Raw genomic sequence first — 14795 nt, 5'->3', positions numbered from 1 at the left:
GCAAGGTGGGCAGCTAAAGATGGGCGGCTCATGAGGTTCCTGAAGCGCCTTTTCTGGCAGCTGGTGTGCGTGGCGATCCTCGCCGCGGGCGCTGTAGCGGGTGCGGCCTATTGGTGGCTCGACCAGCCGCTTGCGTTGGCCAGCCCCTCGGTCGAAGTCTCCATCGAGCCCAAGACCACGCCGCGCGATGCGGCCCAGGCCTGGGTGCAGGCGGGGGTCCAGACCGATGCGCGCCTGCTCTACGAGTGGTTCCGTTGGTCGGGCCAGGCGCGCAAGATCCGGGCGGGCAGCTACCAGGTCGGCACCGGCGTCACGCCGCGCACCCTGCTCGACAAGATGGTCAAGGGCGACGAGGTGATGGCCTCGGTGCGTCTTATCGAGGGCTGGACCTTCCGCCAGTTTCGCGCCGAGCTGGCCAAGGCGCCCGACCTGAAGCAGGCCACCGCGGGGATGAGCGAGGCCGAGTTGATGGCCGCAATCGGCGCGCCGGGCGTGCGGGCCGAAGGCCGCTTCTATCCCGACACCTATGCCTTCAGCAAAGGCGCGAGCGACCTGGCCGTGCTCAAGCGCGCCTACCGCACCATGCAGCGCCAGCTCGATGCGGCCTGGGCCGAGCGCAGCCCCGACACGCCGTTGAAGAGCCCGGACGACCTGCTCAAGCTGGCCTCCATCGTCGAGAAGGAAACTGGTGCGGCGAAGGACCGCGGCCTCGTGGCCGGCGTCTTCGTCAACCGCCTGCGCATCGGCATGCCACTGCAGACCGACCCGACCGTCATCTACGGCCTGGGTGAGCGTTTCGACGGCAACCTGCGCAAGATCGACCTGCAGACCGACGGCCCCTACAACACCTACCTGCGCGGCGGGCTGCCGCCCACGCCGATCTCGATGCCGGGGCGCGCCTCGCTGCTTGCCGCCGTGCGGCCCGACAAGACCCGCGCGCTGTACTTCGTCGCCAAGGGTGATGGCTCCAGCCATTTCAGCGAGTCGCTCGCCGAGCACAATCGCGCCGTCAATCAATACCAACTGAAACGATGACCAGCCGCTTCATCAGCTTCGAGGGCATCGACGGGGCGGGCAAGTCCACGCACATCGAGGCGCTGGCCGAGCGCTTGCGCCAGGGCGGTGCCGAAGTGGTGATGACGCGCGAGCCCGGCGGCACGGCGCTCGCGGAGAAGCTGCGCGAGCTGGTGCTGCATACGCCGATGGATGCGCTGACCGAAGCGCTGCTCGTCTTCGCAGCCCGGCGCGATCACATCCAGCAGGTGATCGCGCCGGCGCTCGCGCGTGGCGCCACCGTGCTGTGCGACCGGTTCACCGACGCCACCTTCGCCTACCAGGGTGCCGGCCGCGGCTTCGACACGGCCGTGCTGTCCACGCTCGAGGGCTGGGTGCAGGAAGGCCTGCAGCCCGACCTCACGTTCTGGTTCGACCTGCCGGCCGAGACCGCGGCCGAACGCCGCGCGGCGGCCCGTACACCGGATCGTTTCGAGCAGCTCGACGAGAAGTTCTTCAACCGCGTGCGCGCCGGCTACGAGGCGCGCTGCCAGCAGTCGCCGAAGCGCTTCGCCCGCATCGACGCCTCGCTCCCGCGCGAGCAGGTGTGGGCGCAGGTCGCCGCCCAGCTGGAGCAACGCGGGTGGTAGGCGCCGACGGCCAGCTGCCGCTGCCCTGGCTCGGCAAGCCCTTGCAGGACGCACTGCGCACCCAGCGTGGCCATGCGCTGCTGGTGCACGGGCCGCAAGGCACCGGCCAGTTCGAGCTGTCGCTGTGCCTCGCGCAGGCCTGGCTGTGCGAAGGCGAGGGCGCTCAAAAGCCCTGCGGCACCTGCGCCAGCTGCCACCTCGTGCAGGCCCATTCGCACGCGGACCTGCTGGTGCTGCTGCCGGAGGCCCTGCGCGAGTCGCTCGGCTGGGGCGGGGCGGAAGAGGGCGACGATGAAAAGGCGTCGAAGGCCAAGCCCAGCAAGGAGATCAAGGTCGAGGCGGTGCGCACCGCGGTGAGCTTTGCGCAGAGCACCTCCGCCCGCGGCAAAGGCAAGGTGGTGGTGATCCACCCGGCCGAGCGCATGAACGCCATCGCGGCGAACACGCTGCTCAAGACGCTGGAAGAGCCACCCGGTGTCGCCCGCTTCGTGCTGAGCTGCGGCGCGCCCGACGCGCTGCTGCCGACCATCCGCAGCCGCTGCCAGGCGGTGGCGCTGGGCCTGCCGCCGGCCGACGTGGCGAGCGCCTGGCTGGCCCAGCACAAGGTGGCCCAGCCCGATGGGATGCTCGCTGCGGCCGGTGGCCAGCCGCTCGAAGCGCTGGCCTGGGTGCAGGAAGGCATCGACGCCGTGAGCTGGACGCGATTCCCCAAGCAGGTGGCCGGTGGCGAGTCGGCACCGGTGGCCGGGTGGCCGCTGCCGCTATTGGTCGAAGCGCTGCAGAAGCTTTGCCACGACGCCATGTGCCTGGCCAGCGGCGCGCCGCCGCGCTACTTCCCGCCGGCCGCCTTGCCCACCGGCGCCGCCTTGCCGGCCCTTGCGGCGTGGTCGAAAGCGCTGCGCGATGCCCAGCGCCATGCCGAGCATCCGTGGAATTTGCCCGTGATGGCCGAGTCGCTCGTGCTGCAGGCCGCACAGGCCTTGAAGTCTCCCTTGGCGGCGAGACCTCCTTCGGTACACTCGGCCAGATGAGCGACGCGCCCTCAGCCCCCGTTCGAACCGCAGGCAACGCCCCCGTTGGCGCACGGCCCAGCGTCATCCAGCTGGTGTTTCGCGAGAAGGGTGCGCTGTATGCGGCCTACATCCCGCTCTTCGCCGATGGCGGCCTCTTCGTGCCGACCACGCGCGAGTACAAGCTCGGCGAAGACATCTACCTGCTGCTCTCCTTGCCCGACGATCCGCAGCGCTACCCGGTGGCCGGCAAGGTCGCCTGGATCACCCCGGTCAACGCGTCCGGTGGCCGCACCCAAGGCGTGGGCGTCAAGTTCCCGTCCGACGAGAAGACCCGCGTGCTGAAGATCAAGATCGAGGAAATCCTCGGCACCTCGATCCAGTCGGCCAAGCCCACGCAGACCATCTGATCCTGCGAGCGCCTGGCGCCTGCCGGACAATGTCCGGATGTACGTCGACTCCCACTGCCACCTGAGCTTCCCCGAGCTCAAGGAAAAGCTCCCCGAGATCCGCGCCGCCATGGCCGCCGCCCAGGTGGACCGTGCGCTCTGCATCTGCACCACGCTCGAGGAATTCGACGACGTGCACGCGCTCGCGATGGCCTACGACAACTTCTGGGCGACCGCCGGCGTGCACCCCGACACCGAAGGCCTGCGAGAGCCCAGCCTCGACGACCTGCTCACGCTTGCCGCCAAGCCGCGCGTGATCGGCATCGGCGAGACCGGCCTCGACTACTACCGCCTGAACGGCCGATCGGTCGCCGACATGGAATGGCAGCGCGAACGCTTCCGCACCCACATCCGCGCGTCGAAGCAGACCGGCCTGCCGCTCGTCATCCACACCCGCAGCGCGTCCGCCGACACCATCGCCATCCTCAAGGAAGAGGGCGGCCACAACGGCGTCTTCCACTGCTTCACCGAGACGATGGACGTGGCCCGCGCGGCGCTCGACCTCGGCTTCTACGTCTCGTTCTCCGGCATCCTGACCTTCAAGAACGCGGCCGACCTGCGCGAGGTCGCGCGCTTCGTGCCCATCGAGCGCTGCCTGATCGAGACCGACAGCCCCTACCTCGCACCGGTCCCTCACCGCGGCAAGACCAACAACCCGTCGTTCGTGCCCTTCGTCGCCAAGCTCATCGGCGAACTCAAGGGCATGCCCCCCGAGTCGGTGGGGGAGCACACCAGCCGCAACTTCGAGGCGCTTTTTCTGTCAGCGAAAGTCACACCGGGCGCGTGAAATACGCACGACGGGCTGCGTCCGTCGTCGCGTCGCAAGCCCTTGTCGGCACAGCGTTTTCGCGCTTTTCCGCGCCTGGTTTCGACTCGGCCGCCCTGACAGGCTTGTCAGGGAAATTCCGACCCGCGGTCTGGTGCCGACCTGACTTTCTGCACTCACCCCTTGCCGCCTACATTGGCTCCACTGTCATCGCACCTCTTGGAGCACAACATGTCGACCACCGAAATCCTGTCGAATCCGTTTGCCCTGATGATGAATCCCGCCGAAGTGCTGGAAGCTGTTGCCCGTTCGACCCGCCTCGACCACCTCCAGCGCCGCGTCTGCCGCCCGCTCGACAAGCCCGTGATCGCGAAGAAGGAATTCGCGATGGACGACTACGACGTCGCGATCGACAACGAGCTCGAAAGCGACTGAGTCGCCGAACCCAGTTTGAGTTGCTGCGGGTCCTGGCCCGCAGCTCCCCCGGCGCCGCCAGCAGTACCGCGGCGCCGGACCTATCTCCCTCCGGCCTCCCGCCGCAGGCACAGGCCTTGCCCATGAAGACTCTCGACGTGAGGGCTTCATGCACCACAGGCAAGGCGCGACACCCACTCCCCATCGTTCAGCGGTAAGGCATGCCGTCAAAGCTGCCCTGCTCACGGGCATCTTTGCCTGCGGAGGTCTGCTTTGAGCAACCCCGCGACGCTCGGCGACCAGGACGTCTACCTGTTCCGGGAAGGCACCCACGCACGCCTGTACGACAAGCTCGGCGGCCGCCTGGAGGGCGACGGTGCGCGTTTCGCCGTGTGGGCCCCCAATGCCGCCGAGGTGTCCGTGATCGGCGACTGGAACGGCTGGGACCCGAGCATCGACCGCCTGCGCGCGCGCCCTGACAGCAGCGGCATCTGGGAAGGGCGCGTGCCCGCGGCGCGCCACGGCCAGGCCTACAAGTTCCACATCGTCTCGCGCCACGGCGGCTACCGCGTCGACAAGGCCGACCCGTACGCTGTCGTCTCCGAGCTGCCGCCAGCCACCGCCTCGCGCTTGTGGTCGCTCGACTATGACTGGCACGACGCCGACTGGATGGCCAGCCGCGCCACGAAGAACGGCCTCGGGGCCCCCATCAGCATCTACGAGCTGCACCTGGGCTCGTGGCGCCGGCCCGACCCGGCCGCACCGGTGCCGTACTACAACTACCGCGAGCTCGCCCACCTGGTGGCCGATCACGTGAGCGAGCTCGGCTTCACCCATGTAGAGCTGATGCCGGTGACCGAGCACCCGTTCTACGGCTCCTGGGGTTACCAGACGACCGGCTACTTCGCGCCCACCGCGCGTTACGGCACGCCGCAGGATTTCATGTACTTCGTGGACCACCTGCACCAGCGCGGCATCGGTGTGATCCTCGACTGGGTGCCGTCGCATTTCCCGACCGACGAACACGGCCTGCAGTACTTCGACGGCACGCACCTCTACGAGCACGCCGACCCGCGCCAGGGCTTCCACCCGGAGTGGAACTCCAGCATCTTCAACTACGGCCGCAACGAGGTGAGGAGCTTCCTGCTCTCGTCGGCGATGTTCTGGCTCGACCAGTACCACCTCGACGGCCTGCGCGTCGACGCGGTGGCCTCGATGCTCTACCTCGACTACGCCCGCAAGCCGGGCGAATGGGTGCCCAACGACAACGGCGGGCGAGAGAACTTCGAGGCCATCACCTTCCTGCGCACGCTCAACGAAGCGGTCTATCGCGAGCACCCCGACACGGTGAGCATCGCCGAGGAGTCCACCGCGTGGCCGCAGGTCTCGCGGCCCACCTCGGCGGGCGGCCTCGGCTTCGGCATGAAGTGGAACATGGGCTGGATGCACGACACGCTCGCGTTCTTCAAGCTCGACCCCATCCACCGCAAGTACCACCACGGCCAGCTGACCTTCTCGCTGGTCTATGCCTTCCACGAGAACTTCGTGCTGCCGCTCTCGCACGACGAGGTGGTCTACGGCAAGGGCTCGCTCATCAACAAGATGCCGGGCGACAGCTGGCAGCAGTTCGCCAACCTGCGCGCGCTCTACGGCTACATGTGGGCGCACCCCGGCAAGAAGCTGCTCTTCATGGGCGGCGAGTTCGGCCAGCGCCGCGAGTGGACGCACGAAGGCCAGCTCGAATGGCATGTGACCGAGCGCCCCGAGCACGGCGGCCTGATGCGCTACGTGCGCGACCTGAACCACCTGCTGCGCGAGCACCCGGCGCTGTACGAGGTCGACTTCTCGCACGAGGGCTTCGAGTGGGCGGTGTCCGACGATTCGAGCGCCAGCGTGCTCGCCTTCCTGCGCAAGCCGAAGGGAAGGGGCGCCACGCTGCTCGTCGTGTGCAACCTGACACCGCTGCCGCGCCAGCGCTACCGCATCGGCGTGCCGCTGCCCGGCCACTGGCGCGAGGTGCTCAACAGCGACGCCGCCGACTACGGCGGGGCCGGCTGGGGCAATCTCGGCGGTGTCGACGCGCAGACCATCCCCTGGCACGGCCGGCCCTGCTCGGTGAGCCTGACCTTGCCGCCCTTGTCCACCCTCGTGCTGCAACAGGAGCCCCATGGCCCGCGCGAAGCTGACTGAGGCACCGCAAGGCATGCCGCCCGACGGCCGCCGGCGTGCGGTCATCGACGCCGTGCTGCCCTGCGTCGACGGCGGCCGATTCCCGGCCAAGTGCATCGCCGGCCAGCCCTTCCATGTGACGGTGCACGCCTTCACCGATGGCCACGACGTGCTGCGCGTGATGCTGCTGTGGCACCAGGAAGGCCACGCGGTGCAGGAAGTGGAGATGAAGCTCAAGTGGAACGACGAGTGGCATGCGAGCTTCACGACCTCGGTGCCGGGCCGCTACAACTACGAGGCGGTGGCCTGGGTCGACCACTTCCGCTCGTGGCGCGCCGAGCTCGCGCGGCGCGTGGACGCCGACGACATCCGCATCGCCGCACGCGTGGGCGCCGAGCTGGTCGACGAAGCGGCGGCGCGCGCGAAGGGCGATGACCGCGAGGCGCTGCTGCGCTTCTCGGCTGCGCTCAAGAAGCCGGCCGACGAGCCGCACGAGGTCGAGGCGCTGAAGGCGCTGGCGCTCGACCCGCTGCAGGCCCAGCTGGTCGACCGCTACCCCGACCGATCGTTGGGCGTGTCGTCCGGCAAGGTGCTGCCGCTGGTCGCCGACCGCGAACGCGCCGGCTTCAGCGCCTGGTACGAACTCTTCCCACGCTCGACGTCGGAAGAGCCCGGCATGCACGGCCGCTTCAGCGATGTTGAAAGGCAGCTGCCACGCATCGCCGAGATGGGCTTCGACGTCGTCTACTTCCCGCCCATCCACCCGATCGGGCGCGAGAAGCGCAAGGGCAAGAACAACGCGCTCACCACCGAGCCCGGCGACGTGGGCAGCCCGTGGGCCATCGGCGCGGCCGAAGGCGGCCACAAGAGCATCCTGCCGGCACTCGGCACACCGGAAGACTTCCGCCGCGTGGTCAAGCGTGCCAACGAGCTCGGCCTCGAGATCGCGCTCGACATCGCGCTGCAGTGCGCCCCCGACCACCCCTACGTCAAGCAGCACCCGCAGTGGTTCCGCTGGCGGCCCGACGGCACGGTGCAGTACGCCGAGAACCCGCCCAAGAAGTACCAGGACATCTACCCCTTCAACTTCGAGACCGAGGACTGGCAGGCGCTGTGGGTCGAGCTCAAGAGCATCTTCGACCATTGGATCGGGGAGGGCGTGCGCATCTTCCGCGTCGACAACCCGCACACCAAGTCGTTCGCGTTCTGGGAGTGGTGCATCGGCGAGATCCGCAAGCAGCACCCCGATGTGCTCTTCCTGGCCGAAGCCTTCACCCGGCCGAAGGTGATGCACCGGCTGGCCAAGCTCGGCTACAACCAGTCGTACACCTACTTCACCTGGCGCAACACCGCCGAAGAGCTCACCGAGTACTTCACCGAGCTCAGCCAAGGCCCGGGCCGGCACTACTTCCGCCCCAACGCCTGGCCCAACACGCCCGACATCCTCTCCGAGCACCTGCACGGCCAGGGCCGGCCGGCATTCGAGATGCGCCTCGTGCTGGCCGCCACGCTGAGCGCGAACTACGGCGTCTACGGCCCGGCCTACGAGCTGATGGAGAACACCCCGCGCAGCGCGGGCAGCGAGGAGTACCTGCACTCCGAGAAATACCAGTTGCGCCACTGGGACCTCAACCGCGCCGACAGCCTGCAGCCCCTGATGACGCGGCTCAACGCCATCCGCCGCGAGAACCGCGCCTTGCAGAGCAATGCCGGCCTGGAGTTCTTCAAGTCGGACAACGAGCAGCTGCTCGCCTACGCCAAGCGCACCCACGATGGCGACAACCTCATCCTGTGCGTCGTCAACCTCGACGTGCGCTTCCAGCAGTCGGGCTGGATCGAGCTCGACACCACCTGGCTCGGCCTCACCCAGCCGGGCGATGCCTACGAGCTCGACGACCTGCTCAACCAGCAGAGCTTCATCTGGCGCGGCGCGCGCAACTTCGTGATCCTCCAACCCGGCCAGGCCCATGTGATGCGCCTGCGCCGCGGCGTTCGCAACGAGCGTGACTCGGAGTCGTTCCAACGATGAACGCACCCCACACCCCGCACCTGCGCGCCGCGGAAGGCGGCCCGACCACGCCGGTGACGAATGCCGCGCTCTGGTACCAGGACGCCGTCATCTACCAACTCAACGTCAAGGCCTTCGTCGACAGCAACGGCGACGGCGTGGGCGACTTCCAGGGCGTGACCTCGCGGCTCGACTACGTGAAGGACCTGGGCGTCAACACCATCTGGCTGATGCCGTTCTACCCGTCGCCGCTGAAGGACGACGGCTACGACATCGCCGACTACCTCGACGTCAACCCGCAGTACGGCACGCTCGACGACTTCAAGCAGATGCTCGACGAGGCGCACAAGCGCGACCTGAAGGTCATCACCGAGCTCGTCATCAACCACACCAGCGACCAGCACCCGTGGTTCCAGGCCGCGCGCAAGGCGCCGCCCGGCTCGCCCGAGCGCGACTTCTACGTCTGGAGCGACACCGACGACAAGTACCGCGGCACCCGCATCATCTTCACCGACACCGAGACCTCCAACTGGACCTGGGACCCGGTCGCCAAGGCCTATTTCTGGCACCGCTTCTTCAGCCACCAGCCCGATCTCAATTTCGACAACCCGCGCGTGCTCGAAGCCATCTTCAAGGTGATGCGCTTCTGGCTCGACATGGGGGTCGACGGCTTCCGCCTCGATGCGATTCCCTATCTCATCGAACGCGAAGGCACCAACAACGAGAACCTGCCCGAGACGCACGCGATCATCAAGCAGCTGCGGGCGGCCATCGACGCCAACTACCCGAATCGCTTCCTGCTGGCCGAGGCCAACCAGTGGCCCGAAGACGTGCGCGAGTATTTCGGCGAAGGTGACGAGTGCCACATGGCCTATCACTTCCCGCTGATGCCGCGCATGTACATGGCCATCGCGCAGGAAGACCGTTACCCGCTCACCGAGATCATGGCGCAGACGCCCGAGATCCCGCAGAGCTGCCAGTGGGCCATCTTCCTGCGCAATCACGACGAGCTCACGCTCGAGATGGTGACGAGCAAGGAGCGCGACTACATGTACGGCACCTATGCGGCCGACCCGCGCGCGCGCATCAACCTCGGCATCCGCAGGCGCCTCGCCCCGCTGATGGACAACGACATCGACCGCATCAAGCTGATGAACAGCCTGCTGCTGTCGATGCGCGGCTCGCCCATCGTCTACTACGGCGACGAGATCGGCATGGGCGACAACATCTTCATCGGCGACCGCAACGGCGTGCGCACCCCGATGCAGTGGAGCCCCGACCGCAACGCCGGCTTCTCGCGCGCCGACCCGCAGCGGCTCTACCTGCCGCCGATCATGGACGCCATCTACGGCTACGAGGCGGTCAACGTCGAGTCGCAGCTGCGCGACCCGTCGTCGCTGCTGCACTGGATGCGGCGCATGCTCGCGGTGCGCAACACCAGCCGCGCCTTCGGCCGCGGCGAGCTGCTGTTCCTGAAGCCGGGCAACCGCAAGGTGCTGGCCTACCTGCGCACCTACCGCAACGAAGACGGCAGCGACGAGGTCATCCTCTGCGTGGCCAACCTCGCACGCTCGGCACAGCCGGTCGAGCTCGACCTGTCGGTCTTCAAGGGCCGCGTGCTGGTGGAACTGCTCGGCCGCACCGCCTTTCCGCCGGTCGGCGAACTGCCGTACCTGCTCACGCTGCCCAAGCACGGCTTCTACTGGTTCCAGCTCAGCACCGATGCGGCCGAGCCGAGCTGGCACCAGCCGATGCTGCCCGCCGAAGACCGGCCGGTGGTGGTGCTCTTCGATGGCTGGAACAGCATCTTCCGCGACCAGGTGGTGCCATGGCGCATTGGCCTCGCGGTGAAGACCCGCGCGCAGTTCGAGACCGACACGTTGCCGCGCCACATCGAGCAGCAGCGCTGGTACGGCGCCAAGGGCACGGCCCTGCAGCGGGCACGCCTCGTCGACCACGCCGTGTGGGACGACGGCGAGCGCGACGGACTGGGCAAGGCCAACGGCTGGCTGATGCCGCTGCTGGAGCTCGACGGTCCCGCCGAAGCGTCGACCTATTTCGTGCCGCTGTCGCTGGCCTGGGAAGACGCCAACCAGGAGGGCGACGAGGAGCGCTACCGCGCGCTCGGCACCGCCGCCATCGCCCGCGTCCGCCAGCAGGCCGCCGTGGGCGTGATGGGCGATGCCTTTGCCGACGAGCGCTTCTGCCGCGCGGTCGTGGCCGCGATGGGCCAGCGCCGCGAGCTGCGCACGGCAAGCGGCACGCTGCGCTTCCTGCCGACCACCGCCTACGCCGAGCTCTCCGGGCCGGATCTCTACAAGGTACCCGTCGGCCGCCCGCAGGCCGCGAGCAGCAACACCATCGTCACCTTCGGCGAGCGGCTCTTCCTCAAGGGTTACCGCCGCCTGCGCCCGGGCGTGAACCCGGAATTCGAGGTGGGGCGCTTCCTCACCGAAGTGGCCAACTTCGCGCACTGCGTCCCGGTGGCCGGCGTGCTGGAGTACCGCGGGGCCGACGGCGGCGTGCTCACGCTTGCGATCCTGCAGGCCTACGTGTCGAACCAGGGCGACGGCTGGGCCTACACGCTGGCCTACCTGCAGCGCGCGCTCGACCTGCAGCGCTCGCAGGGCAACCGGCTCGACGACGTGCACGGCGCCTATCTCACCCTGGCCGAGACGCTCGGCCGGCGCACGGGCGAGCTGCACCTCGCCTTCGCCACACCCAGCGACGACCCGGCCTTCAGGCCCGAGCCGCTCGCCGCCAGCGACGTGGCGGCCTGGCGCGACCGGGCCATGGCCGAAGCCCGCCAGACGTTCACGATGCTGAGAGCGGCCCTGCCACGCCTCGAGGGCGCCGCGCTGGAGCAGGCCCAGGCGGTGCTCGCGGCCGAGCGTGCGCTGCTCGATCTGATCGCGCGCAGCACGCAGCTCACCGGCCGCGCGCTCAAGACCCGCGTGCACGGCGACTTCCACCTCGGGCAGGTGCTGCTGGTGCGCAACGACTTCGTCATCATCGATTTCGAAGGCGAGCCCGGCCGCAGCTTCGACGAGCGGCGCGAGCGCCAGTCGCCGCTGCGCGACGTGGCCGGCATGCTGCGCTCGTTCAGCTACGCGCGCGCCGGCGGCCTGCGCGGCCTCGCGGCCCTGCCCGATGAAGTGGCGCAGCTCGAGCCCTTCGCCGCAGCGTGGGAGGCCGAGACACGCGCCGCCTTCCTGCGCGGCTATGCCAATGCAGTGAGCGGCAGTGCGCTGTACGAATCCTTCGAGTCGCAGCTGGGCCTGCTGTCCCTCTTCGAGCTGGAGAAGGCCTTCTACGAGCTTCGCTACGAGCTCAACAACCGGCCCGACTGGGTGGGCATCCCGCTCGGCGGGATCCTCGGGCTGGCGCCGCGCTGAAACGCCGGATGGAGAAACCGATCATGGACCGAGTCGACGTGATGCTGGAGCCCGTGCGGGCCTTTCTCGTGCAGGTGGGCGCCTTCCTGCCCAGTCTGGCGGTGGCGATCCTCGTGCTGCTGGTGGGCTTCCTGCTCGCGAAAGCCGCGCGCTTCGCGGTGCAGCGCGGCCTGCGCGCGATCAACTTCCACATCGTCACCGAGCGCTCCGGGCTCGACGGCTTCCTGCAGCGCGGCGGCACGCAGGCCGACACCGCCGCCGTGCTGGCCGCGCTCGTCTACTGGCTCGTGGTCTTCGCGGCGCTGGTAGTCGCCTTCAACGGCATGGGCCTCGCGCACGTGACCGATCTGCTGGGCAAGGTGATGCTCTTCCTGCCCAAGGTGATCGTGGCGGTGCTCATCCTCGCCTTCGGCGCGTATTTCGCCCGCTTCGTGGGCAACGCCGTCATCACCTACTGCCGCGGCGTCGGCCTGCCCGACGCGCAGGCCCTCGGCGCGCTCTCGCGCTACGCCATCCTGGTCTTCGTCGTGATGATCGCCTTCGACCAGCTCGACATCGGCGGCCGCATCATCAGCTGGGCCTTCCTCATCGTGCTCGGCGGCATCGTGTTCGCGCTGGCGCTGGCCTTCGGGCTCGGCGGGCAGCGGTGGGCGGCGGCGCACCTCGAGCGCTGGTGGCCGGCACCGAAGCCCACCGACCCTGACGAGCTCCCATGACAAGAGATGTTCCGATCACCACCGTCTGGCCCGGCCGGCCGTATCCACGTGGCGCCACCTGGGACGGCGAGGGCGTCAACTTTGCGCTGTATTCGCAGCATGCCGAGAAGGTCGAGCTCGTCTTCTTCGACGAGCGCGGCCGCCGGGAGCGCCAGCGCATCGCCCTGCGCGAGCGCACCGACAACGTCTGGCACTGCTACCTGCCGCAGGCGCGCCCCGGCATGGCCTACGGCTACGTCGTGCACGGCCCCTACAGGCCCGAGGAAGGGCACCGCTTCAACCCGCACAAGCTGCTGATCGACCCCTACGCGCAGGACTTCGTCGGCAAGCTGCGCTGGAGCGACGCGCTCTACGGCTACACCGTGGGCCACCGCCGTGCCGACCTCTCGTTCGACCGCCGCGAGAGCGCCACCTACATGCCCAAGTGCCGCATCGTCGACCCGGCCTTCACCTGGAGCGATGACCAGAACAGCGACCGCCACCCGCAGGTGCCGTGGAGCGACACGGTGATCTACGAGACCCACGTGCGCGGCTTCACCATGCGCCACCCCGGCGTGCCCGAGGCGCTGCGCGGCACCTACGCGGGCCTTGCGAGCGAGGCGTCCATCGACCACCTGCGCCGCCTGGGCGTGACGGCCGTCGAGCTGCTGCCGGTGCATGCCTACCTCAACGACCGGCACCTCGACGAGAAGGGCATGCAGAACTACTGGGGCTACAACACCTTCGGCTTCTTCGCCCCCGAGCCGCGCTATGCCTTCACCACCGACCCGGTGCGCGAGTTCAAGAGCATGGTCAAGTCGCTGCACAGCGCGGGCATCGAGGTGATCCTCGACGTGGTCTACAACCACACCTGCGAAGGCAACCACCTGGGGCCGACGGTCGGCCTGCGCGGCATCGACAACGCGGTCTACTACGCGCCGGCCGACGACCCGCGCTACTGCGCGGACTACACCGGTTGCGGCAATTCGCTCAATGTGCAGCATCCGCGCGTGCTGCAGCTGGTGATGGATTCGCTGCGCCACTGGGTGGAGGAGATGCACGTCGACGGCTTCCGCTTCGACCTGGCCACCACGCTCACGCGCGAGCACGGCAAGGTGGCGCACCGCGGCGCCTTCCTCGCCGCCGTGCGGCAGGACCCGGTGCTCTCGCGCGTGAAGCTCATCGCCGAGCCCTGGGACCTGGGGGAAGACGGCTACCAGGTCGGCCGCTTCCCGCCCGGCTGGGCCGAGTGGAACGACAAGTACCGCGACGGCATGCGCAGCTACTGGAAGGGCGACGGCGGGGTGATCGGCGAGTTCGCACGCCGGCTCACCGGCTCGTCCGACCTCTATGCCCACGCCCACCGCCGGCCCACCGCCAGCGTCAACTTCATGGCCGCGCACGACGGCTTCACGCTGCACGACGTCGTCTCCTACAACGACAAGCACAACGAGGCCAACGGCGAGGACAACCGCGACGGCCACAACCACAACCTGTCGTGGAACTGCGGCACCGAAGGCGAGACCGACGACCCCGAGGTGCTGGCCCTGCGCGAGCGGCAGAAGCGCAACCTGCTGGCCACGCTCTTCCTGTCGCAGGGCGTGCCCATGCTGCTGGCTGGCGACGAGATGGGCCGCACGCAGGGCGGCAACAACAACGCCTACGCCCAGGACAACGAGATGAGCTGGCTCGACTGGCAGATGACGCCCGAGCGCAGCGCGCTGCTCGCCTTCACGCAGAAGCTCACGGCCCTGCGGCGCGACCACCCGACCTTCCGCCGGCGCGACTTCTTTGCCGGCAAGGAGATCGGGGAGGGCCTGAAGGACCTGATCTGGCTGCGCCCCGATGGCGAGGAGATGACCGAGGCCGAATGGGCGACCGATTTCGCCCGCTGCCTGGGCATGTACCTGCCGGGCATCGCGCTTGCCGGTGACGATGCACGCGGCCAGCCGCTTTTCGACGACGACTTCCTCTTGCTCTTCAACGCTCACCACGAGGACATGGACTTCCTCATCCCCAAGATCGGCACCGAGCCCTGGCAGGTGGCCGTCGACACCTCGGTCGCCACCGGCACGCCGGAGGCCAGGGCCCTCGCACCGGGCGAGAGCTACACGATGAAGTGCCGCGCGATGGCAGTCTTGCGCCGGCCGGCGCATGGACGGGAGGCATCATGAAGCAGGCCGAGCGCTGGGCCGCTCCCGAGCCGGCCTGCATCCCCTCGGGGGATCGATCGCTGTACTCAGCGA

Annotated in this window: 11 protein-coding genes; all 11 read left to right on the top strand. The window is 68.6% G+C overall.

Features of this window, described 5'->3' with window-relative positions:
- The first annotated feature begins 30 nt into the window (after positions 1–30).
- Positions 31–1035 carry an endolytic transglycosylase MltG gene (mltG, locus tag JI745_RS03030; RefSeq protein ID WP_201803642.1) on the top strand — a complete coding sequence of 335 codons (1005 nt, stop codon included), beginning with the start codon at positions 31–33 and terminating at the stop codon, positions 1033–1035.
- Positions 1032–1643 carry a dTMP kinase gene (gene tmk / locus JI745_RS03025; protein ID WP_201803640.1) on the top strand — a complete coding sequence of 204 codons (612 nt, stop codon included), beginning with the start codon at positions 1032–1034 and terminating at the stop codon, positions 1641–1643. The genes mltG and tmk overlap by 4 nt, the downstream gene beginning before the upstream one ends.
- Positions 1637–2674 (top strand): DNA polymerase III subunit delta', encoded by a 1038-nt coding sequence (holB, locus tag JI745_RS03020; RefSeq protein WP_310738465.1) that lies wholly within the window; start codon positions 1637–1639, stop codon positions 2672–2674. Before tmk ends, holB begins: the two co-directional genes overlap by 7 nt.
- Entirely contained in the window at positions 2671–3063 is a 393-nt protein-coding gene (locus tag JI745_RS03015) for a PilZ domain-containing protein (RefSeq protein WP_201803639.1), read from the top strand. The genes holB and JI745_RS03015 overlap by 4 nt, the downstream gene beginning before the upstream one ends.
- Positions 3064–3100: 37 nt before the next feature.
- Positions 3101–3889 carry a TatD family hydrolase gene (locus tag JI745_RS03010; protein ID WP_201803637.1) on the top strand — a complete coding sequence of 263 codons (789 nt, stop codon included), beginning with the start codon at positions 3101–3103 and terminating at the stop codon, positions 3887–3889.
- A 210-nt stretch (positions 3890–4099) separates the two neighbouring features.
- Positions 4100–4303, top strand: a complete 204-nt coding sequence (locus JI745_RS03005; protein WP_201803635.1) for a hypothetical protein — start codon at positions 4100–4102, stop codon at positions 4301–4303.
- Positions 4304–4555: 252 nt separating this feature from the next.
- Entirely contained in the window at positions 4556–6472 is a 1917-nt protein-coding gene (glgB, locus tag JI745_RS03000; RefSeq protein ID WP_201803633.1) for a 1,4-alpha-glucan branching protein GlgB, read from the top strand.
- Positions 6450–8480 carry an alpha-1,4-glucan--maltose-1-phosphate maltosyltransferase gene (locus JI745_RS02995; protein ID WP_201803632.1) on the top strand — a complete coding sequence of 677 codons (2031 nt, stop codon included), beginning with the start codon at positions 6450–6452 and terminating at the stop codon, positions 8478–8480. The genes glgB and JI745_RS02995 overlap by 23 nt, the downstream gene beginning before the upstream one ends.
- Positions 8477–11854, top strand: coding sequence for a maltose alpha-D-glucosyltransferase (gene treS, locus JI745_RS02990; protein WP_201803630.1), 3378 nt, complete (start codon positions 8477–8479; stop codon positions 11852–11854). Before JI745_RS02995 ends, treS begins: the two co-directional genes overlap by 4 nt.
- A gap of 23 nt (positions 11855–11877) precedes the next feature.
- Positions 11878–12570, top strand: a complete 693-nt coding sequence (locus JI745_RS02985; protein ID WP_201803628.1) for a mechanosensitive ion channel family protein — start codon at positions 11878–11880, stop codon at positions 12568–12570.
- A complete protein-coding gene (gene glgX, locus JI745_RS02980) occupies positions 12567–14723 on the top strand; it encodes a glycogen debranching protein GlgX (RefSeq protein ID WP_201803627.1) in 2157 nt (718 codons plus the stop codon). Before JI745_RS02985 ends, glgX begins: the two co-directional genes overlap by 4 nt.
- The last annotated feature ends 72 nt before the right edge of the window (positions 14724–14795 follow it).

Source organism: Piscinibacter sp. HJYY11, from assembly GCF_016735515.1.
Classification (GTDB): Bacteria; Pseudomonadota; Gammaproteobacteria; order Burkholderiales; family Burkholderiaceae_C; genus Rhizobacter.
Note: the sequence above shows the minus strand (reverse complement) of the source record. Positions and strands in the feature narration are given on the sequence as shown.